A 21141-nucleotide genomic window follows, 5' to 3' on the forward strand; every position below is an offset into this window, starting at 1 on the left:
GCTGCTCGCCGACATGAGGGGCCGTACATGAGCGTGTGGATCGGCGTCGACCTCGGGACGCAGAGCGTCCGGGCGATGGCCGTCACCGGCGGCGGCGACGTGCTCGGCGCCGCCGCGCGCCCGCTGACCAGCCACCGTGACGGTCCCCGCCACGAGCAGGACCCCGAGGAGTGGTGGCGGGCGCTGGCCGGCGCCACCCGAGAGGCGCTGGGGGACGTGCCTCCGGAGCGGGTGGCGGGAGTGGCGGTGGACGCCACCTCTGGAACGATCCTGCTCGCCGACGGACTCGGCGGGGCGCTGACGCCCGCGCTGATGTACGACGACCGGCGGGCGGCGGGCGAGGTCGCGCGGGTCAACGAGGTGGGCGGGCACGTGTGGGAGCGGCTCGGCTACCGGCGCATGCAGCCCAACTGGGCGCTGCCGAAGCTGCTGTGGCTGCTGCGCGACGCGCCGCGCGGGGCTCGGCCGGCGCACCAGAGCGACTTCGTCAACCGGCGGCTGACCGGCCACGAGGTGGCCACCGACCTGAGCAACGCGCTCAAGACCGGCGTCGACCTGGTCGAGGAGCGCTGGCCCGCCGAGGTGTTCGACGCGCTGGGGGTGCCCGCGGAGATCCTCCCCGAGGTCGTACGGCCGGGCGCCCGGCTGGGTGTGGTGTGCCCTGAGGCCGCCGAGCAGACCGGCATCCCCGCCGGCACGCCGGTGGTCGCCGGGACCACCGACGGCTGCGCGGCCCAGCTCGGCGCGGGGGCGCAGCGGGCCGGCAGCTGGAACTCCGTGCTGGGCACCACCCTGGTGCTGAAGGGCGTGACGGAGGAGCTGATCCACGACCCGCTCGGCGTCGTCTACTCGCACCGCGCGCCGGACGGCTCGTGGCTGCCCGGCGGGGCGTCGAGCACGGGAGCGGGCGTGCTGACCCGCGACCTCCCCGGGCGCGACCTCGACGCGCTCAGCGCCCAGGCCGCCGCCCGGTTCGGCGCGCGTCCCGGACCGTCCGGCGGCGCGGGGCCGGGGGCTGTCACGTACCCGCTGGTCTCCCGGGGAGAACGGTTTCCCTTCGCCGCGCCCGACGCGGAGTCGTTCACGCTCGGCGACCCGGCCGACGACGTCGACCGCTACGCGGCGATCCTGCTCGGTGCGGCCTTCGTCGAACGGCTCTCCTTCGACTACCTCGACCTGCTCGGCGCCCCCGTTGACGGCGAGATCATCCTGACCGGCGGCGCCACCAGGAGCGCGTACTGGACCCGGCTCAGGGCCGACGTCCTCGGCCGCCCGGTGACGTTGCGGGAGAACGCCGAACCCGCGCTCGGCATGGCCGTGCTCGCGGCCGGCAGCGCCACGGGGGAGCTGGACGGAGAGAACGCCGGGATGATCAGGACGCGGGCCGTGGTGGAGCCGTCAGGGACCGACCTGCGCGAGCCGTACCTGCGTTTCGTCGCCGAGCTGGAACGCCGCGGCTGGCTCGGCGAGGCCGCCGCACGACACGCCCGCGAAAGGACCACCCGATGACCGACCTCGTGCTCGTACGCCACGGCGAGACCGTCTGGCACGCCGAGAACCGCTACGCCGGGCTCACCGACATCGAGCTGACCCCGCGCGGCCACCAGCAGGCCGCCCGGCTCGCCGGATGGGCCGCGACCGCGGGGCTGGAAGGCGTGTGGGCCTCGACGCTGAGCCGGGCCCGCATCACCGCCGAGGCGAGCGCCGCGGCGGCGAAGGTGGCGACGCGCGTGGACGCCAGGCTGCGCGAGCTGGACTTCGGCCAGGGCGAGGGCCTGACGTCGGCGGAGATGGCGGCCCGCTTCCCCGAGGCCCGCGCCGCGTTCGAGGCCGACCCCGCGGAGCACCCGCTGCCGGGAGGCGAGGACCCGCGGCAGGCCGCCGAGCGTTTCGTCGCCGCGCTGCACGACATCGCCGCCGCGCACCAGGGCGGGCGCGTGCTGGTGGTCGCGCACACCACCGCCCTCAGGCTCGCCCTGTGCCACCTCGTCGGGGTGCCGCTCGGCGAATACCGGCGGCTGTTCCCCCGCCTGGACAACTGCGCGCTGACCGAGCTGCGGCTGAACGCCGGACGGCCGGCGCTGCTGCAGTACAACTCCCCGATTGGAGCCGTTCGTTGACCATCCGAGTCCTTGCCGCAGGCGACCACTTCGTCCAGAACCGCCTGCTCATCGACGCGCTCAGACGGGAGGTCCCCGGCGAGGTGGACGTCCGCGAGCTGACGTTGCCGTGGCCGGTGGAGCCGTTCGGCCGGGTGGGCGAGGTCGACGAGGCCTCCGACGTGGAGGACGCGCTGATCGAGGCGCTGCGCGGCGTCGAGGTGTGCGTGACCCAGATGGCCCCGCTGACCAAGCGCGTCCTCGACGCCTCGCCCGATCTGCGGCTGTTCTGCGTGAGCAGGGGCGGTCCCGTGAACGCCAATCTGGAGGCGGCCGCGCAGGCGGGGGTGGCCGTGACGTACGCGCCGGGCCGCAACGCCGTGGCCACCGCCGAGCACACGCTCGCCATGCTGCTCGCCGCCACCCGCAGGATCCCGCAGACGCACGCCGACCTGGCCGGCGGCGTGTGGCGGGGCGACTACTACACCTACGACAGCGTGGGCCCGGAACTGGAGGGCGGCACGGCCGGCCTGATCGGGTACGGCGCCATCGGCAGCCGCGTGGCCCGCATGCTGGCGGGTTTCGGCGCGGAGGTCCTGGTCCACGACCCGTACGTCGACGTGCCCGGCAAGGTGGAGCTCCCCGAGCTGCTCGAACGCTCCCGTTTCGTCTCCCTGCACGCCCGCGCCACCCCCGAGACCACCGGCATGATCGGCGCGGCCGAGATCGCCGCGATGCCGCGAGGTTCGGTCCTGGTTAACTGCGCGCGCGGCGCGCTGCTCGACTACGACGCGCTGTGCGACGCGCTGGAGTCCGGCCACCTGTTCGGCGCCGCCATGGACGTCTTCCCCGAGGAGCCGATCCCGCCGGGCTCGCGCCTGCTCGCCGCGCCGAACCTGGTGATGACCCCGCACCTGGCCGGGGCCAGCAAGGAGACGGCGATGAAGGCGGCCTCGATCGTGGCCGCGGACGTGGCCCGCTACGTGCGCGGCGAGCCACCGGCCCACCTGGCCACTCCTTGAGGGCCACTCCTTGAGGGCCACTCCTTGAGGGCCACTCCTTGAGGGCCACTCCTTGAGGGCTACCCCTTGAGCGCGCCCGCCATGAGCCCGCGCATGAAGAACCGGCCGAGCAGGATGTAGATCAGCATCGTCGGGATGGACGAGAGGATGGCCGCCGCCATCTGCTGGCTGTACGGGGTGGCCTGGGCGCCCGCGATGTTGTTCAGCATCACGGTCGCCGGCCAGCTCGTCGGCCCGGTCAGGAACACGGCGAACAGGAAGTCGTTCCAGAGCGAGGTGAACTGCCAGATGACGACCACCGCGATCGCGGGCGCCGACACCGGCAGCACCACCGACCAGTACGTCCGCAGCATGCCCGCGCCGTCCACCCGCGACGCCTCGATGAGCTCGTCGGGGATCGTGACGTAGTAGTTGCGGAAGATCAGCGTGCAGATCGGGATGCCGTAGACGACGTGGGCGAGCACCAGCCCCGGGATGCCGCCGTAGAAGACGCCCTGCAGCCCGGTCAGGTCGTTCAGCCCGACGAGCAGCTGCACCAGCGGGATCATCACGCCCTGGTACGGGATGAACATGCCGAACAGGAACAGGGTGAACAGCACGTCCGCGCCGGGGAAGCGCCACTTGGACAGCACGTAGCCGTTCATGGAGCCCAGCGCGCACGACAGCAGCGAGCCGGGCACGGCCAGCAGCACGCTGTTCCACAACCCTGGGGCGAGCTTGTCCCAGGCCACCTGCCATGCCTCGGTCGTCCACGTCTGCGGCAGGTTCCAGGCCTGGCTGGGGTCCGCCTCGGTGAGCGGCTTGAAGCTGGTGACCAGCAGGACGTAGATCGGGATGAGGAAGATCACCACGAAGGCGAGCAGCACGCCGAACCGCGTCCAGGCGAACGCCGTGCTCCTCCGCCCGGCACTCACCGCTGTCATTGGCGCCTCTCCTTACGCACGGACCAGATCAGGTACGGGATCACGAAGATCGCCACGCTGAGGACGATGTAGGAGGCGATCGTGGCCCCCTTCGCGGGGTCGTGGGAGTCGAAGACCGCCACCCACATGAACACCGCGGGCACGTCGGTGATGATCTGCTTGCCCGACACCGCGACGATCAGGTCGAAGACCTTGAGCGAGATGTGCCCCAGGATGATCAGCGCGGACAGGGTCACCGGCCTGAGCAGGGGCAGCACGACGTGCCGGTAGACGCCCCACTCGGAGCAGCCGTCGACGCGGGCCGCCTCGCGCAGTTCCTCGGGCACGCCGCGGAAACCGGCCAGGAACAACGCCATGACATATCCGGACATCTGCCAGATGGCCGGCAGCGCCATCGCCGCCATGCCCCAGTCCGGATCCCGGAACCACTGCCACTGCGGCAACCCGATCGCGTCGAACAGCCGGTTGAGCCCCACCGCCCGCTCGTCCGTCCCCGAGTTCATCAGCCACCGCCACACGATCCCGGTCGCGACGAACGAGATGGCCATCGGGAACAGGTAGATCGCCCGGAACGTCCCCTCGCCCCTGATGCCCTTCTCCATGAGGAACGCCAGCAGCCACCCGAGCACCAGCGCCCCGAGCACGAACACGACCGTGAACACGATCGCGTGCCGGACCGACAGGTGCCATCGGGCCTGGTCCCAGATGTCGATGAAGTTCTGCAGCCCCACGAACTCGCCCTCGGACACCTCATCGTGCTTGTCCGTCATGGCCAGCCGGAAGTTCCAGCCGAGCATGCCGTACACGAAGACGCCGATCAGGACGATCGACGGCGTGACGAGGAGGAGCCCGGGCAGCCACGTGCGCGCCCGCCTCACAAGCAATCCCTCCCACGGACGCGGCAGGCCGCCGGATGCGGCCGCCTGCCGGGCCCGTCGCGTGGTTCTCCTACCGGCTCATCTCTGCGCTCATCTCCGGGCCCGGCTACTGCGCGTTGGCCGTGGCAGCGTCGGCCAGCCCCTGCTGCAGGGCCTTGACGTCCTTGGTGCCGAGGAACAGGCCGACCTGCTCGTTGATCGCAGCCAGCCACGGCTGGTTCACCGCCACACCGTGCTGGACCGACCCGGCGAGCTTGTTGCTCGACCAGTCCTTCAGCGCATCGGCCAGGTAGTCGGTGTAGAGCGACTCGTCGGCGTCCTTGCGCGCGGGGATGGAGCCCTTCTTCGGGTTGAAGGCGTCCTGGCCCTCCTTGCTGGCCGCGACCTTCAGCCAGGCCAGCGCCCCGTCACGGTTCTTCGCGCCCTTGGGCAGGGTGAAGCTGTCGGACAACCACAGGTACGTGCCCTCGGTGCCGGGAGCGGGCGCCCAGTCGAAGTCGGTCTTCGACTTCTTGCCCAGGCCGCCCTCCGGGGGGTTGTGGAAGTAGCCGTAGGCCCAGTCGCCCATGATGTTGAAGGCGGCCTCGCCGTCGGCGACCTGCTTGGCCGCGGGCTGCCAGTCGTCCTGCGGGTCGCCCGCGTACTCCATGATCTTGGCGAAGTTCTGCAGGGCCGTGGTCACCTGCGCGCTGCTCCAGTCGGCGCCCGGCTTGAACAGGGCGTTGTAGGCGTCGGTGCCCAGCGAGCCGAGCAGCACGCTCTCCAGCAGGTGGGTGACGGTCCACTCGGAGCCGATCGACAGGGGGATCTTGCCCTTGGCCTTGACCTTCTCCAGGGCCGCGACGAACTCCTCGATCGTCTTGGGCGCCCCGGCCACCCCGGCCTCCTTGAGCACCGCCGGGTTGAACCACAGGACGTTGGACCGGTGGATGTTCACCGGCACCGAGTAGATCTTGCCCTCCACGCTGATCTGCTCGACGAGCTGGGCGGGGAAGACCTCCTTGAGCTTCAGCTCGTCGTAGAGCGCGGTCAGGTCCTCAAGGTTGCCGGCCTTGATGTAACCCTGCAGCTCGGCGCCCGCGTGGCCCTGGAAGGTGTCAGGAGGGGTGCTCGCCTGGAGCTTCGACTGCAGCAGGGCCTTGGCCTTGTCGCCGGAGCCACCCGCCACCGCCGCGTCGAAGAAGGTATATGTCGGGTTTTTCTCCTCGAAGATCTTCCGCATCGCGGTGAGGCCGTCGGCCTCACCAGGACCCGTCCACCAGGAGAAGACCTCAACCTGCTGTTTCCCGCCGCTGTCCGCGGAGGGCGACTGTGCCGTCTGCTCGCCGCCGCCACCGCCGCAGGCCGTCAGGCCCAGGACGCTCACCATCGTGATCGAGGCGGCCACCAACCACCGTCGCATCGCACACCATCCCTTCGAAGCCCCCCGAAGCAGGTGATTCTTGACAACGTTGTCAACAACGGCTATCAACCCACTTTCCCCGCCACGCCGTCAAGGGAGAGCGGGTAACAGGTCCGCATATCTGGCTCAGGCGCGCCTCAGCACGCCGTCAGGACCCGACACCACCGTGACGCCGAAACCACGGCCGCCGGCCAGGTCGTCACCGTGCGCGGCGACCACCGTCGCCCCCTTCGACACGCCAAGCGCGATCAGGGCCGGCAGGTCGCAACCGCCGCCGGGAGTCCACGTCGCCAGCACCACGTCCGACTCGGTCAGGCGTACGGGCCGGTCGAGCTCGGCCATCCTGGCCAGCAGGTCCGCGTGCGACAACCGCCGGCCCCCGGCAGGCAGGAGCGCGGCCTGGCGCCTGGCGTCGAGCACGGGCAGCGCGGTCGGCGCGAGCGCCACCAGCTCGCTGAAGTCGATCGTGTCGAGCGCCGCGCCCAGCGAGACGATCTGCCGCACCCGGGAGCGCTCGGCCGCGCGCACCGCCGTCGCCGCCAGGTCCGGCGTGGTGACCAGGGTGCGCGCGTCGCACTCCCGCAACCACACGGCCAGCTCGTACGCCCCGAGCGCGGGATCGATGGGCGCCGCCACCCCACCCGCGGCCAGCACCGTGTGCACGGCCAGCGTCTGCGCGCCCGCCGTCGAGACGTGCACGCCCACCACCTGGTCGCGCCGCGCGCCCCTGCACACCAGGCCCGAAGCCGCCCTGGTCACCTCGGTCACCAGCTCGCGGTAGCCGTAGACACGACGGCCCCGCACGTCGACGAGCGCGGGCCGGTCACCACGCCCGTAGGCCAGCCGGAAAACCTCGTGGATCACGGTGCCGGTCGTCGAGACCGAGGGCTTCATGGTTGACAACGTACGACCGCCCGGACGGGCCCGGCATCCGCCGATGTATGTAGGCCGATGTGCATTATTCGGGCGGGCCCGAGCCCTGCGCGGCTCGAGCCCGCGGTCACGCGCCGGCGACCGGACCGCCACCCCTCCGAGGAGGCCCGGCCGGCACGGACACGTGACGACCGCACGCGAGGCAAGCCCCGCGTTCGAACGGTAAGCCCTCAGGGCACCCCCGCACATGCTCTGACATGGCTATTCGACGATGTAGACGGCCGGCGCGGCCATGTGTAGAAGCTCAACGGCTGCCGATCATCCATGCGGCGATCTGTGTACGCGTGGAGAAGCCCAGCTTCGACAGGATGTTCGCCACGTGACGGGCGGCGGTCGCCGGACTGATGACCAGCTCGTCGGCGATCGCCCGGTTGCTGAGCCCTCTCGCGACCAGCTCGGCGATCTCGCGTTCCCTGGCCGTGAGCCTGCTCTCCTGCACGACCGGGACGAACATCGCCGCCGGCGGATCGGGCCGCGTGCCGTCGAGCGCGCAGGACACCGCCTGGTCGGCCGTCATCTTCGCGCCCTCGGCCCAGAGCACGGCCACCGTCTCGTCGCCGAGGAGCTCCCGCGCGGGGCGCAGCACGTTCTCCGTGCGCGCGTCGGGCTGGCGCCCGCGCAGCGCCACGGAGGCCGCGATCAGCAGCACCCCGAGCCGGTGGTCGCCCTCGGCCGTGACCAGGCTCGCCCACGCCTCCAGCCTTCTGGCGATGCCGCAGCACAGCCCGGCGTCGCGGCTGAGCACCAGCGCCTCGGTGAGCATGGTCCTGGCCGTCGTCAGGTCTCCCTGGTCGAGCGCCACACCGCCGAGCCCGGCCATGCCGCTCACCTTCTGCTGCCTGGCGTCGATGTGCCCGATGAGGCTCAGCGCCGACTCGTAGTGCAGCTTGGCCACGGCGAGGTCGCCCGTCTCCCTGGCCACCTGCCCCAGGCCGATGTGGCCCGACGAGCGCCCGACGTGGTTGTCCAGCTCCTCGTTGATCGCCAGGACCTCGCCGTACGCGCGTCGCGCCTCGCGCAGCCGGCCCTGGCGCAGGGCCGAGGCCGCCCTGGCGCTGTGGGCCAGCGACTCAAGGACGCGGTCGCCTGACTGCCTGGCCGCATCCAGCGCCCGGGCCGGCATGTCCTGGTCGCCGGTCAGCCAGGCCAGCACGATCAGGCCGGCGGCCACGCCGTACGTGTCGTGGGCGGTCGCGCACGCGGCCAGCCCGGCACGGACCCACCGCAGACCGGGCTCCCTGTCACCCGCCGTCAGGGCCAGCTCGCCGCGCAGGATCGTGGCCTGCCCGCGCAGCGCGGGAGGCACCCGAGGGGCGTCGAGAGCCAGCAGCCGGTCGAGCCGCTCGGCCACGTCGAGCTTGCGCCCGCAGCCGGTCAGCAGGAAGCGCACGTCGGTCAGCATGGCGAGTGCGGCCTCCGGCGCCCCGGTGGAGACCGACCAGTCGCAGGCCGCGGCGACCTCGGCCTTGAGCCCGTCGAACAGGTTGATGTAGCGCTCCACCACCGGCCACGACATGCGCCGCTCCGGCGCCACCGCCCGCCGGAACCCGGCCGCCATCCCTGCCAGCGCCATCAGGTGGCGGTGGCGCAGCTCGGTCTCCTCCCCCGACTCGGCGAGCTGTTCGAGCGCGTATTCGCGAACCGTCTCCAGCAGCCGGTAACGCGCCTGCCCGGCGATCTCACCGTCGAGCGCCACCAGCGACTTGTCGACCAGGTCGCACAACCGGGGCAGCACCTCCTCCTCGGGCAGGCCGGGACCGGAACAGACGCGTTCGGCCAGGTCGAGCGTCCACCCGGCGCGGAAAACGGTCGTACGGCGCAGCAGCACCCGTTCCTGCGGGCTGAGCAGCCGGTAGCTCCAGTCGACCGCCGCCCTGAGCGTCCTGTGCCGGGCGGGAGCCGTCCGCGGGCCGCCCGCGAGCAGCCGGAACCGGTCGTCGACCCGCTCCACGAGCTGGCGTACGGACAGCACCCTGACCATGGCGGCGGCCAGCTCGATCGCCAGCGGCAGCCCGTCGAGGGCCCGGCACAACGTCACGACCTGCGGCAACGTGTCGGCGGTCAGCTCGAAGCCGGGCCTGGCGGCGGCCGCCCTGGCCGCGAACAGGCGTACGGCCTCGCTGCCCTCGCCGTCGATCGACAGCGGCGGCACCCGCCAGACCGTCTCCCCAGGGACGCGCAGCGGCTCCCTGCTGGTGGCCAGGATGGTGAGCCCGGGACATGAGCCGAGCAGGTCGCGGCAGAGCTCGGCGCACTCGCCGATCACCGGCTCGCAGTTGTCGAGCAGCAGCAGCACGCGCCGGCCACCGATCAGCGTGCCAGGGTCGCCCGCGAGGCCCAGCGACGCCGCCACCTGCGCTCTGACCTCGCCCTCTCCCAGGTCGGCCAGCTCGACCAACCGCACGCCGCACGCGTGGACGGGGGCGACCCGCGCCGCGAGCCGCAGCGCCAGCCGGGTCTTGCCGATGCCGCCCGCCCCGCACAGCGTCACCGCCCGCGAAACGCGCATCAGCTGGACCAGCTCGTCCACGTCGGACTCCCGGCCTACGAACGTGTTCGACTCGGCCGGCAGGTTGGTGAGATCAGCGAATCGCAGCATCACTGTGAGTGTGTCACCAACTACGTCCCGCGCCCACAGTCGAGTTCATGAGAAGTATGGCTGTCCGCGGGCACAATCTTGACTATGGCCGACGAGCCGCTGGAACTCGGGGAGATCTCCTTCTCCGACTGGCACGCCCACACCGACAAGATGGCGGAGGTCGGCTTCCTGACCATCGCCAGGCGCCTGCCCTCCCTCGTGGTCGAGGCGCTGCGCATGGCCTGGCGCGCCAGCCCCCGCGACACCGTGGCGACCGTCACGCTCAACCTGCTGGGCGGCGTCTTCACCGCGTTCGGCCTGCTGGCCACGACCGGCGTGCTGACGGCGCTCTTCAGCGAGGGCCCGACTCCCGACCGCGTGATGGCCGCGCTGCCCGGCCTCGTCCTCGTCGGCGCGGCGGCCGTGCTGCGCACGGCGACGCAGGCAGGCGCCGGCTGGGCCCAGTCGCGCCTGAACCCCCAGGTCAGCCGCCTCACCGAGGAACGGCTCTACGGCCTGACCAGCCGGGTCGACCTGGTGGCCTACGACGACCCCGACTTTCACGACGCCCTGCAGCGGGCCAGGCTGCGCGGCGTGGCCATGACCGACGCGGTGGTGTCCTCGGCCATCAACGTGGTGACGGCCGCCGTCGGCATCGCCGCCGTGGCGGGCGTGCTGGGCGTGCTGCACCCGGTGTTACTGCCGCTCCTGCTGCTCGCCGTGGTGCCCGACGCCTGGGCCGCGGTGCGCAGCGCCAGGATGCGGTACAGCACCCTCTACTCACTCGTCCCCGCAGCCCGCCGCAAGTGGATCATCGCCGAGCTGCTGGCCGAGCGGGGGCCCGCGGCGGAGGTGCGCTCGTTCACGATGCGCGGTTTCCTGCTGCGCATGTACGACGCCGTGGCCACGGCCGAGCAGGACGTCATGCTCCGGCTGGCCCGGCGGCAGACCATGGCCCGGCTGGCCGGGGAGGCCCTCGGCGGCCTCGGCGCCGCGCTGGTCTACGTCGCCCTCGGCATCCTGCTGGCCGTGGCCGCGATCCCGCTGGCGGTCGCGGGCACCGCGGTGCTCGCCATCCGCTCCGGCCAGACCTCGCTGGGCAATCTCATGTACGCCACCAACCAGCTCTACGAGGAGGGCCTCTACTTCACCGACTTCCTGGACTTCTGCGCGCAGGCGGAAGGCCGCGTGTCCGGCGAGCGCCGCGCTCCGATGCCGCCGGCCTTCGAGCGCATCGTGGCCGACAAGGTCACCTTCACCTACCCGGGGGCTGAGGAACCGGCCCTGCGCGAGGTGTCCGTCGAGATCAAACAGGGCGAGATCGTCGCCTTCGTCGGCGAGAACGGCTCCGGCAAGACCACCCTCGCCAAGATCCTGTCCGGCCTGTACGAACCCGGCACGGGCACCGTCCTGTGGGACGGCACCGACCTGCGCCAGGTCGACCCCGACGAGCTCCGCACCCGCACCGCCGTCATCGCCCAGGACCACACCCGCTGGCCCCTGGCCGCGCGCTACAACATCACCATGGGCACCGGCAAAGGCGAACGGGCCCTGCACGAAGCCGCCGCCGTCGCCGGCGCCGACGAGGTCATCGCCCGCCTGCCCCACGGCTACCACACCCTGCTCGACCGCCGCTTCAAGGACGGCTGCGAACTGTCCGGCGGCCAATGGCAGCGCATCGCCGTCGCCCGCGGCTTCCACCGCGACGCCGCCCTGCTCATCTGCGACGAACCCACCGCCGCCCTCGACGCCCGCGCCGAGCACGCCCTCTTCGAACGCATCCGCACCCACGCGGACGGCCGCACCGTCCTGCTCATCACCCACCGCCTGGCCAGCGTCCGCTACGCCGACCGCATCTACGTCCTCGACCGCGGCACGGTCACCGAGCACGGCGACCACGACACCCTCATGTCACTCAACGGCCTCTACGCCGACCTCTACACCCTGCAGGCCGCCGCCTACCGCTGACCCGGGCCGGCTGCTTCCTTCACGCGCCGACCGGAGTGTCACCTGCTGTGGCGGATCGCCGCCCGTACGGCGGTGTAGATGACGACCCAGAGAGCCGCGAAGGGGATGAGGAAGACGAAGATGAGCTCGTATATACCGATGTTAGGCATGCCCCGCAATGTAAGGAGCCGTGATAGACGAGCGCTTACCGATCACTTGCACCGGAGCCGGGCGGTGCCGTCACGCCAGGGCCGCCTCGATCACCGCTCGCGCCACGTCGCCCACCGCGCCCGCCCGGTGGCCGGGGTTCTCCAGCACCACCCCCACCGCCACCTCGGGCGCGTCCGCCGGCGCGAACGCCGTCACCAGCGCGTGATCGCCGGCGACCATGCCCCTCTCGGAGGTGTCGGACTTGGCGGCGACCTCCACCCCGGGGATGGCCGCCGGGCCGCCCGCGTGCGTGACCGTCGTCATCATCGCCGCGAGGTAGCGCGCCAGCACGGGCGACAGGGCCGTGCGGTAGGGCGCGGGATTGGCCCGGCCGATCACCGAGCCGTCCGCCAGCCGCTGCTCCTCCACCAGGTACGGCCGCATCAGCACCCCGTTGTTGGCCACGGCCGCCGACAGCATGGCCAGCATCAGCGGCGTCACCCGGTCGTCGTGGCGGCCGATCGCGGACAGCGCGGTCCGCGCCCGGTCCATGGCGACCGGATAGCGGCTCGGCGTCGTGCCCAGCGGGATCGTCAGACCCGTCGCGTTGAACCCGAAGGCCTCGGCCTGGTCCCGCAGCAGGTCCTGCCCGAGCTGGAGCCCGATGCCGGCGAACGCGGTGTCGCACGACGCCATGAACGCGTACGCGAGCGTCGGCCGTTCCTGCGCGCAGCGCTCGCCGTTGTCCACGTACATGGGGGTGCCGGGCAGGCGCAGGCGGGCGGGCGCGTCCACCACGGTCGACGGGGTGTACTCGCCGGAGGCCAGCGCCGCCGCCGTGGTGACCAGCTTGAACGTGGACCCGGGCGGATACAGCCGGTGCAGCGCCCTGTTGGTCATCGGCCGCGACGGAGCGTCGCGGAACCGCCTGGCCATCTCGGCGAGCCGGTCAGGGTCGAAGGTGGTCAGGGCGTTCGGATCGTAGCTCGGGTAGCTGGCCAGCGCCAGGATCGCCCCCGTCGCCGGGCTGATGGCCACCGCCGCGCCCGGTACCCCGGTCGCCTTGAGACTCTGGTAGGCCGCCCACTGCGCCCGCTCGCTGATCGTCAGCCGGATGTCGGCTCCTTCCACGACACCGTCCCTGACCAGCGACTGCACCCTCACCTTGGCGTCGTCGCCGGACAGCACCGCGTCCTGCGCGTGTTCGATGCCGGTCGAGCCCGACAGCGAGACGTGCCCGGTGACGGGCGCGTAGACGGCGCCGTGCCGGTAGACCCGCCGGTAGAGGTACGGGCCGTGGCCGGTCGGGCGGCTGACGGCGACGGGCGTGCGCTCGTAGGTGAGGATGTCGCCGCGCGGGCGTTCGAACCTGGCGATCAGGGGCCGCTCGTTCCTGGGGTCGGCGTTGAGCGTGTGCGAGCCGAACGCCTGGACGAGCGTCAGGTGCGCCAGCACCACGAACAGCATGGCCGCGCACGACCTGGCGACGCGGCGGAGCGGGATGTCGATCCGCCGCGCCCACGATGCCATGCCTTTCGGTTTACCAACCGGGGCGCAAAGGCCTGGCTAGATGAGGCTGCGGTAGTAGGAAATCTTGTTCCGGATGTAGCTCTGCCGCTCGCCGAGGTTCGCGATCTGCGCCCGCACCTGGTCGTCGTGCTCCTCCAGGAGCTTGATGCGGTCGGGGATCGTGTGGTCGCCCGCGCGCACGAGCTCGGCGAAGCGGAGCATCTGGGCGATGGGCATGCCCGTGTCGCGCAGGCAGCGCAGCGTGCCCAGCCAGCCGATGTCCTCCTGGCTGAACCGGCGCTGCCCGGCCGCGTTCCTGTCGACGCGCTCGAGCAGGCCGATCTTCTCGTAATAGCGCAGGGTGTCGATGCTGAACCCGGTTTCCTGCACGACCTCGGCGGGTGTGTACACGCTCATGTGCCCTCCTCCGCCGGCCGTGTTCGTTCGTGACGCTGCTCCACGCGTCCAAGCATTCCACCTGGAGCGCACTCCAGGTCAACCGGTCCGGGCAGGGCTTGACACGGAGTGCACTCCAGCTCTCAGAGTCAGCCCCATGAACATCGCCATCGGCACGATTCCGTTCGGCACGACCGTCAACCTGCGGGACACCTTCGCCCTTCTCGACCGGTTCCACGAGGCCGGCGGCACCATGCTCGACACGGCCAACAACTACCCGTTCTGGGTGGAGGGCCGCACGGGCGACGAGAGCGAGCTGGCCATCGGCAAGTGGCTGGCCGCGCGGGGCAACCGCGACGAGATCTTCATCAGTACGAAGGCCGGCGCCCGGCCCACCGTCCCCGGCGACACCACTCTCGACTCGGCCGAGGGCCTGTCCGCCCCGGTCATCGCCAGGGCCGCGGAAGGCAGCCTCAGCAGGCTCGGAACCGATCACATCGACCTCTACTGGTCGCACATCGAGGACCGCTCCGTCCCGCTGGAGGAGACCCTGGGGGCGTTCGACGAGCTGGCCCGGCAGGGCAAGATCCGCGCCGCGGGGGCGAGCAACATCGCGACCTGGCGGCTCGAGCGGGCCAGGAGCGTCTCCGCCGCGAACGGCTGGATCGCCTACACCCACGTGCAGCTCCGCCACACGTACCTGCGGCCCCGGCCGCTCACCAGGCCGGCGGAGACGGGGCACACGCTGGCCTCCGACGAGACCTTCGACTACCTGGCCGCCGAGCCGGACATGACGTTGTGGGCGTACAACACGCTGATGTTCGGCGCGTACACGCGAGCCGACCGTCCCATTTCCGATATATACGATCATTCGGGCACTACCCGGCGCCTGGCCGTGCTCCACGAGGTCGCCAAGGAGCTGGGCGTGACCCCGAACCAGGTCGTCCTCGCCTGGCTGATGGCCGGCGGCGTCGTCCCCATCGTCGGTGTCTCGACGATGGACCAGCTCGAGGAGGCCATCGGCGCCGCCGACCTCAAGCTGGACCAGGACCTCCGCGCCCGCCTGGACGCCCCCGCCTGACCTGGCGCTCCCGGTCCCCGCGGCGAGGCCGGGGAAGGCTAGGGGAGGTGGTCGGCGAGGTAGCGGCGGACGAGTTGCTTGCACTCGACGATCAGCCTCGCGTCGCCGTGGGGATCGGTCCTGAAGGCCAGTTTGAGCACCGCGTCCGTGGCCTCGACCGCCACCAGCAGCGCCCGGTCCAGGCCGGGGCCGACGGGCGCGTCCAGAAGTTCGAGGGTGAGCCTGCGCAGCCGGTCAGCCACCACCGCGTTGTTCTCGTGGGCGCCGTCGAGCGCCTGCTTGCTCCCCGCCACCGGCCCGCCGGCGGTGACCAGCACCTCGCCGAAGTCCATCACCGAGAACCCGGGAGTCGTGCGCTTCATGTCGACGAACTCGTCCACGGCCAGGTCGACGAGATCGGTCCAGTGCGACAGGTCGGCCGTCGCGACGCGTTCGGTGACGCGCCCGAGGAACGCCTCCAGGTTGCGCCTGGCCAGCGCCCGCACCAGGCCCTGCTTGTCGCGGAAGAACTGGTAGAAGGTACCGATCGGCACCTCGGCCCGGCGGGCGACCTCCTTCGTGGTCAGCGCGTCGTAGCCGACCTCGTCGAGCAGGAGCGCGCACTCGTCGAGCATCCGTTCCACCCGTTCCACGCTGCGGCGCTGGGCGGGACGGCGGCGCAAGGTACTCGTCATGGTCACCATCCTGTCCTATTACCGGCAGGAAAGGTCCATTACCGTGGCTCGATAACGTGAGCGAGGAGAGCCTGGAATGTTCCTGTGGGGCACGGCCACCGCGGCCTACCAGATCGAGGGCGCCGTCCACGAGGACGGCAGGGGTGTCTCCGTCTGGGACACGTTCGCGCACGAGCCGGGGCGGACGCGCGACGGCCACACCGGCGACGTGGCGTGCGACCACTACCGCCGCTGGCGCGAGGACGTCGCGCTCATGTCGGGCGTGGGGCTGAACGCCTACCGGTTCTCGATCGCCTGGCCGCGCGTGCAACCCGCGGGCTCGGGCGCGGTGAACGAGAAGGGGCTCGACTTCTACGACCGGCTCGTGGACGCCCTGCTGGCGGCGGGCATCCAGCCCGTGCCGACGCTGTTCCACTGGGATCTCCCCCAGGCGCTGCAGGACCGCGGCGGGTGGATGAGCCGCGGGACGGCCGAGCGCTTCGCCGAGTACGCAGAGATCGCCGCCCGCCGCCTGGCCGACCGGGTCCCGCTCTGGATCACCCTGAACGAGCCGTTCGTGCACATGGCCTTCGGCTACGCCATGGGCGTGCACGCCCCCGGCCTGGCCCTCATGACGGACGCGCTGCCCGCCGCCCACCACCAGCTGCTCGGCCACGGCCTGGCCGTACGGGCACTGCGCGCGGCCGGAGCCCGGCAGGTGGCGCTCACCAACAACTGCACCCCGGTCAGGGCGGCGTCGGCGGACGAGGCCGACGTCAAGGCCGCCGAGGCGTACGACGCCCTGCACAACCGCCTGTTCAACGACCCCGTGCTTCTCGGCGAATATCCAGACCTGTCGGCCTACACCGCCTCCCTCGGCTTCGTCCAGGACGGCGACCTGGAGACCATCGCCGCACCCCTGGACGCCCTCGGGATCAACTACTACCACCCGACCCGCATCGCCGCCCCCACGGCGGAAGGGCTGCCGTTCACCGACGCGGGCGTCACCGGCCATCCGACCACGGCCTTCGGCTGGCCGGTCGTCCCCGACGGCCTGCGCGAGCTGCTCACGGGCCTCGAAGCCCGGTACGGCGCCGCCCTCCCCCCGATCGTCGTCACGGAGAACGGCTGCTCGCAGGACGACGTCCTGACCGGGCGCGGCACGATCGAGGACGGCGGGCGCATCGCCTTCCTGCGGGACCACATCGAGGCGATGCGGCGGGCCATGGCCGAGGGCGTCGACGTGCGCGGCTACTTCGTCTGGTCACTGCTGGACAACTTCGAGTGGGCCGAGGGCTACCACCAGCGCTTCGGCCTCGTCCACGTGGACTTCGCGACGCAGCGCCGCACCCCGAAGGCGTCGTACGCGTGGCTGAAGGAGTTTCTCGCGGGTCAGAACACCGACACGTGAACGTGGTCGTAATGGTTGGCCGTCGCCCCGCCCCGGTTGGACATCGGGTCCCAGCCGCCGCCCGAGCGGATGTCGTAGTAGCGCTGCTTCCAGATGATGTACATCACGCCGAGCCTGGCGCCGTTCTTGATGAGCCACGCGGCGAGGGCGTCGCCGTTGGCCGCGTCGGCGCCGGAGGCCACGGTGCCGCCTCTGGACATCATGAAGTCGCAGGCCCGGCCCTTGCCGTGTTCGCCGGGATCGCCGGGGCGCAGGCAGCCGACGCCGTACTTCATGGGGAAGTTCTGCATGATCTCCGCGCGGACCGAGACCATGCGCTGCGTCAGGCCCTCTGACCCGCCGGGCTGCTGGAAGCCGTATTTGGCGAGCAGGCGCTGGATGTCGCGCCGCCTGGACTGCATGGCCTTGATCTCCTTGCGGAGCTTCTCGATCTTGTCGTTGGCCTTGAGCTTCGCCTCTTTGTGCTTCTTGATCAGCCTCTGGATGCTCCTGACCCGCTCGGTGCGCTCGTTGGCCATGTAGCCCATGTTGGCGGCCTGGCCGAGGATCTTGTACGGGTCCTCGTTGGGCGCGATCAGCCGGAAGTTGTCGAGCGGGCCCATGATGTAGGCGCTCTGCGCGATCCGGCCCACTTCGGCCTGGGCGGCCTTGAGCTTGGCCGCAAGATCGCTGGACGTGTTGGTGGCCCGCTTCGCCTGGATCCTGATCTCCTCCAGGATCTGGATCTGGCCGCGGTACTGCTCGCTGAGCCGGGCCGCCTGTTTGGTGAGTTTGCGCAGCTCGGCGGGTGAGGGATCGGCTGCGGCCGGTTGTCCGGGCTGGAGGCCGAGCAGCCCGGCGAGGACGGTGACAAGAACGGCGAAGCGCCAGATCCTCACACCCGTCCCCTCCCCTCATAGACGGACCGAAACTATAGAAGATGATCTTGATCTCTGTCATCCGAACGACCGAACTGCCGCACCTTTGACGATGTTTCAAGGCTTATGTCCAACTGCGGACGAGGAAGCAGATTGGGCCTTGTGTAGATCGCTCCAAACGTCAAGATGACGGCGAACTCGTCTCCGCGAAGGGGCAGACACCCGTGTCTCGATCATCGATCCTCGCCGCCGCCGTGATCCTCGGCCTAGGCACGTCCCTCGTGGTCACCGCGCCCGCCCAGGCGTCCGTGGACCCGCTGCCGGCCCGTGACCGCATCGAGCTCTACCAGCTCGACAGCCCGCCGGGCACCGCCCAGACCCTCAGAGAGAAGGGCTTCGACGTCGTCCAGCACGAGATCAAGGACGGCAAGGAGCACATCGAGCTGACCGCTGCCGAGGACGACCTCGGCACGCTGGAGAAACTCGGCCACGAACCCGCACCCGTACGCAACGAGCAGGGCCAGAGCCAGCTCGAGGCCGCCAGGGCACAGGCGGCCGGCGGCTACACCGTCTACCGGTCCTACTCCGAGCCCGGCGGCATCGCCGACCAGCTCAGGGACATCGCCAGGGCCAACCGGGACATCGTGAAGCTCCAATCCATCGGCAAGACGCTCAAGGGCCAGGACATCCTGGCCGCCAAGGTGACCGCGGGCGCCCGGCTGCTGCCCGACGGCGTCAAGCCCTCGACCCTCTTCTCGGCCACGCAGCACGCCCGCGAGTGGATCGCCACCGAGGTCGACATGCGGCTGCTGAAGCACGTCATCGCCAACAAGCGCGCCCTCAGGGACCTGCTCAACAGGACCGAGCTGTGGTTCGTGCCGGTGGCCAACCCCGACGGCTACGACTTCACGTTCACCGAGGGCAACCGCCTGTGGCGCAAGAACCTGCGCGACAACAACGGCGACGGCCGGATCACCGGCGCCGACGGCGTCGACATCAACCGGAACTTCCCCACGAACTTCCACTACGACGAGGAAGGCTCGTCGAGCATCCCCAGCAGCGAGACCTACCGCGGCACGGGCCCGGCCAGCGAGCCCGAGACCAGGGCCATGGACGGCCTGCTCCGGCGGGTCAGGTTCGAGATGCAGCTCAACTACCACTCGTACGGCCCGCTGCTGCTCTACCCGATCGGCGTGCAGATCGCCACGGAGACGGCCGACAACCCGATCTACGAGGCGCTGACGGGCGACGACGCCAAGCCCGCCATCCCCGGCTTCGACCCCGACCTCGGCGCCGAGCTGTACACCACCAACGGCGACACCAACGACCAGGCGCACTTCCGCTACGGCACGCTGTCGTGGACGCCCGAGCTCAACGAGGGCTGCGACGGCTGCGGCTTCGTCTTCCCCGACGACGAGGCGCTGGTGCAGGCGGAGTTCGAGAAGGGCCTGCCGTTCGCGCTCGACGTGGCGAGGTCCGCGGTCGACCCGGTCGAGCCGGTCAGCCATCTGGGCAACAGGACGCCCGACTTCGTGCTCGACCCGTTCGAGGTCAGCCACGGCAGGAACCAGGTCGTCCAGGTCAACGCCAAGCGCAGGCTGGGCCCGGTCTTCCTGAACTACCAGGTCAACGGCGGCCGTACCCGGATCGCCCCGACCCACGAATGGAAGGGCGGCGAGCGCTACGGCGACGGCTACGACCGCTACTACCACCGGCTGCGCGGCAAGATCGCCGGGACGAGGCCGGGCGACAAGGTGAAGGTCTGGTTCACCTCGATCGGCAGGAAGAGCGACGGCTTCACCTACACCGTCGCCGACGACATCGGCGGCAAGGTGCTCGTGCTGGCCGCCGAGGACGTCACCGGCATCAGCCCTGACCAGGAGGGCACGGAGGCGAAGTACGCCGGCGAGTACGCCGCGGCGCTGAGCGCGGCCGGCTACTCCTCCGACGTGTACGACCTGGACCGGATGGGCCGCAAGGCCCCGCACCCGCTCGGCGTGCTCAGCCACTACAAGGCGGTCGTCTGGGAGACCGGCGACGACGTGATCCCACGCTCCGAGGGCCAGGTGCCCGGCACCACGTCCAAGGCCGGCGTGGACACCGAGCTGGCGGTCCGCGACTACCTGAACGAGGGCGGCAAGCTGCTGCACGCGGGCAGGTACGCGTCGTACGCGGCCAACGGCAACGGCCTGTACTTCTACGAGCCGGACCAGCCCGAGAACCCCGAGTGCACGGAACCCGGCGACCCGCCCTGCATCCCGGTGTTCAACGACTTCCAGCAGTACTGGCTAGGCGCCCACGTCTATTTCGACGACGGGGGCACCGACCAGGGCACCGGTCAGCCGTTCGCGCTGAGGGGCGCCTCCGGCGCGTTCGAGGGCTTCGAGGCGACCCTGGAGCCCGGCCACACCAACGCGTTCGTGGCGACCTCGGCGATCCTGCCCGCCGACCGGTTCCCGCGCTTCGCGAGCTCGGCTCCGGTCAAGTGGGCCAGGCCCGGCGGCCCGTTCGACCCGCACTCGGGCTCCTGGGACGTCTACAGCGGCATCGCCGACGTGTCGTGGAAGCGGCTGACCAGGACCGTCGACCTGACCGGCAAGAGCGGCGGGGAGTTGTCGTTCTGGACGTCGTACGACACCGAGAGCGCCTGGGACTTCCTGGCGGTGGAGGCCAGGACGGCGGGCGGCGACGACTGGACCACGCTGCCGGACACGAACGGCACACCTCCCAGGACACCGGCGACAGCTGCGACGCCGGGAACAGCGGCGGCTGGCGCACGATCCACCCGTTCACGCAGCGCTACCAGAGCGCCTCCTGCGAGCCGGCCGGGACGTCCGGCGCGTGGCACGCGGCCTCCGGCAACTCGGGCGGCTGGCAGCAGTGGACGATCGACCTGACCCCGTACGCGGGCAAGCGGGTCGAGCTCTCCATCTCGTACGTCACCGACTGGGCCACCCAGGGCGCGGGCGTCTTCCTCGACGACTTCGCGCTCACGCTGGACGGCACGGTCGCCGAGGAGACCTCGTTCGAGGCGGACATGGGCGGCTGGAGCGCCGGTGACCCGCCCGAGGGCTCGGCGCCGTCGACCAACAACTGGTTCCGTACGGACCAGCTCTTCGAGGAGGGGGGCGGAGTCGTCACCAAGGACACCGTCTACCTGGGCTTCGGCGTCGAGAGCGTGACCGGCCAGGACGCGCGTACGGACCTGGTCGGACGGTCGATGCGGCACCTGATCGGCGATCCTCGCTGACCCCGGCGGAGGGGTGCGGCGCACCGGCCGCGCCCCTCTTGCGTGCGCGTCC

17 protein-coding genes are annotated in these 21141 nt (G+C 71.0%); 8 read left to right on the top strand and 9 right to left on the bottom strand.

Annotated elements, in window-relative coordinates; translation table 11 throughout:
* Window positions 1-27 precede the first annotated feature (27 nt).
* The 3 genes from ABGB14_RS19920 to ABGB14_RS19930 are packed head-to-tail and all read left to right on the top strand — an operon-like array spanning window position 28 to window position 3121.
* Window positions 28-1509: an FGGY family carbohydrate kinase gene (locus tag ABGB14_RS19920; RefSeq protein WP_347645223.1), complete on the top strand. Its 1482-nt coding sequence runs from the start codon at window positions 28-30 to the stop codon at window positions 1507-1509.
* Window positions 1506-2120: a histidine phosphatase family protein gene (locus ABGB14_RS19925; RefSeq protein WP_347645224.1), complete on the top strand. Its 615-nt coding sequence runs from the start codon at window positions 1506-1508 to the stop codon at window positions 2118-2120. Before ABGB14_RS19920 ends, ABGB14_RS19925 begins: the two co-directional genes overlap by 4 nt.
* Window positions 2117-3121, top strand: coding sequence for a 2-hydroxyacid dehydrogenase (locus ABGB14_RS19930; RefSeq protein ID WP_347645226.1), 1005 nt, complete (start codon window positions 2117-2119; stop codon window positions 3119-3121). Before ABGB14_RS19925 ends, ABGB14_RS19930 begins: the two co-directional genes overlap by 4 nt.
* 59 nt (window positions 3122-3180) lie before the next feature.
* Here the strand turns inward: ABGB14_RS19930 and ABGB14_RS19935 are convergent, their stop codons facing one another.
* From ABGB14_RS19935 to ABGB14_RS19955, 5 genes are all read right to left on the bottom strand, one after another.
* Entirely contained in the window at window positions 3181-4044 is an 864-nt protein-coding gene (locus ABGB14_RS19935) for a carbohydrate ABC transporter permease (RefSeq protein WP_347645227.1), read from the bottom strand.
* On the bottom strand, window positions 4041-4922 hold the full coding sequence (locus ABGB14_RS19940; protein ID WP_347645228.1) for a sugar ABC transporter permease: 882 nt from the start codon (window positions 4920-4922) through the stop codon (window positions 4041-4043). Before ABGB14_RS19940 ends, ABGB14_RS19935 begins: the two co-directional genes overlap by 4 nt.
* Window positions 4923-5028: 106 nt before the next feature.
* Window positions 5029-6324: an ABC transporter substrate-binding protein gene (locus ABGB14_RS19945; protein WP_347645230.1), complete on the bottom strand. Its 1296-nt coding sequence runs from the start codon at window positions 6322-6324 to the stop codon at window positions 5029-5031.
* 126 nt (window positions 6325-6450) lie between these two features.
* A complete protein-coding gene (locus ABGB14_RS19950; RefSeq protein WP_347645232.1) occupies window positions 6451-7218 on the bottom strand; it encodes an AMP-binding protein in 768 nt (255 codons plus the stop codon).
* 283 nt (window positions 7219-7501) lie between these two features.
* A complete protein-coding gene (locus ABGB14_RS19955; protein ID WP_347645233.1) occupies window positions 7502-9856 on the bottom strand; it encodes a LuxR C-terminal-related transcriptional regulator in 2355 nt (784 codons plus the stop codon).
* Between the two features lie 84 nt (window positions 9857-9940).
* On the opposite strand from ABGB14_RS19955, the gene ABGB14_RS19960 reads away from it, so the two are divergent.
* Window positions 9941-11803, top strand: coding sequence for an ABC transporter ATP-binding protein (locus ABGB14_RS19960; RefSeq protein WP_347645235.1), 1863 nt, complete (start codon window positions 9941-9943; stop codon window positions 11801-11803).
* Window positions 11804-12022: 219 nt separating this feature from the next.
* Here ABGB14_RS19960 and ABGB14_RS19965 read toward each other — a convergent pair whose 3' ends face one another.
* Window positions 12023-13462, bottom strand: coding sequence for a penicillin-binding transpeptidase domain-containing protein (locus ABGB14_RS19965; RefSeq protein ID WP_347645236.1), 1440 nt, complete (start codon window positions 13460-13462; stop codon window positions 12023-12025).
* A 36-nt stretch (window positions 13463-13498) separates the two neighbouring features.
* Window positions 13499-13858, bottom strand: a complete 360-nt coding sequence (locus tag ABGB14_RS19970; protein WP_347645237.1) for a MerR family transcriptional regulator — start codon at window positions 13856-13858, stop codon at window positions 13499-13501.
* A 136-nt stretch (window positions 13859-13994) separates the two neighbouring features.
* Here ABGB14_RS19970 and ABGB14_RS19975 point away from each other — a divergent pair, with 136 nt between their 5' ends.
* On the top strand, window positions 13995-14918 hold the full coding sequence (locus tag ABGB14_RS19975; RefSeq protein WP_347645238.1) for an aldo/keto reductase: 924 nt from the start codon (window positions 13995-13997) through the stop codon (window positions 14916-14918).
* 38 nt (window positions 14919-14956) lie between these two features.
* Here ABGB14_RS19975 and ABGB14_RS19980 read toward each other — a convergent pair whose 3' ends face one another.
* Window positions 14957-15592 carry a TetR family transcriptional regulator gene (locus ABGB14_RS19980; protein WP_347645240.1) on the bottom strand — a complete coding sequence of 212 codons (636 nt, stop codon included), beginning with the start codon at window positions 15590-15592 and terminating at the stop codon, window positions 14957-14959.
* A 76-nt stretch (window positions 15593-15668) separates the two neighbouring features.
* Between ABGB14_RS19980 and ABGB14_RS19985 the strand changes: the two genes are divergently transcribed.
* Window positions 15669-16982 carry a GH1 family beta-glucosidase gene (locus ABGB14_RS19985; RefSeq protein WP_347645241.1) on the top strand — a complete coding sequence of 438 codons (1314 nt, stop codon included), beginning with the start codon at window positions 15669-15671 and terminating at the stop codon, window positions 16980-16982.
* Here ABGB14_RS19985 and ABGB14_RS19990 read toward each other — a convergent pair.
* The gene (locus tag ABGB14_RS19990) at window positions 16964-17860 is read right to left on the bottom strand and encodes a hypothetical protein (protein ID WP_347645242.1); all 897 of its coding nucleotides are present in this window, start codon (window positions 17858-17860) and stop codon (window positions 16964-16966) included. The genes ABGB14_RS19985 and ABGB14_RS19990 overlap by 19 nt on opposite strands.
* A gap of 203 nt (window positions 17861-18063) precedes the next feature.
* Here ABGB14_RS19990 and ABGB14_RS19995 point away from each other — a divergent pair, with 203 nt between their 5' ends.
* Together ABGB14_RS19995 and ABGB14_RS20000 are read left to right on the top strand one after the other, a co-directional pair.
* Complete coding sequence (locus ABGB14_RS19995; RefSeq protein WP_347645243.1) at window positions 18064-20736, top strand: M14 family zinc carboxypeptidase; 2673 nt, start codon at window positions 18064-18066, stop codon at window positions 20734-20736.
* 140 nt (window positions 20737-20876) lie between these two features.
* Window positions 20877-21089 carry a hypothetical protein gene (locus ABGB14_RS20000; protein ID WP_347645245.1) on the top strand — a complete coding sequence of 71 codons (213 nt, stop codon included), beginning with the start codon at window positions 20877-20879 and terminating at the stop codon, window positions 21087-21089.
* Window positions 21090-21141: the final 52 nt, after the last annotated feature.

Source organism: Nonomuraea sp. B10E15, from assembly GCF_039871615.1.
GTDB lineage: Bacteria > Actinomycetota > Actinomycetes > Streptosporangiales > Streptosporangiaceae > Nonomuraea.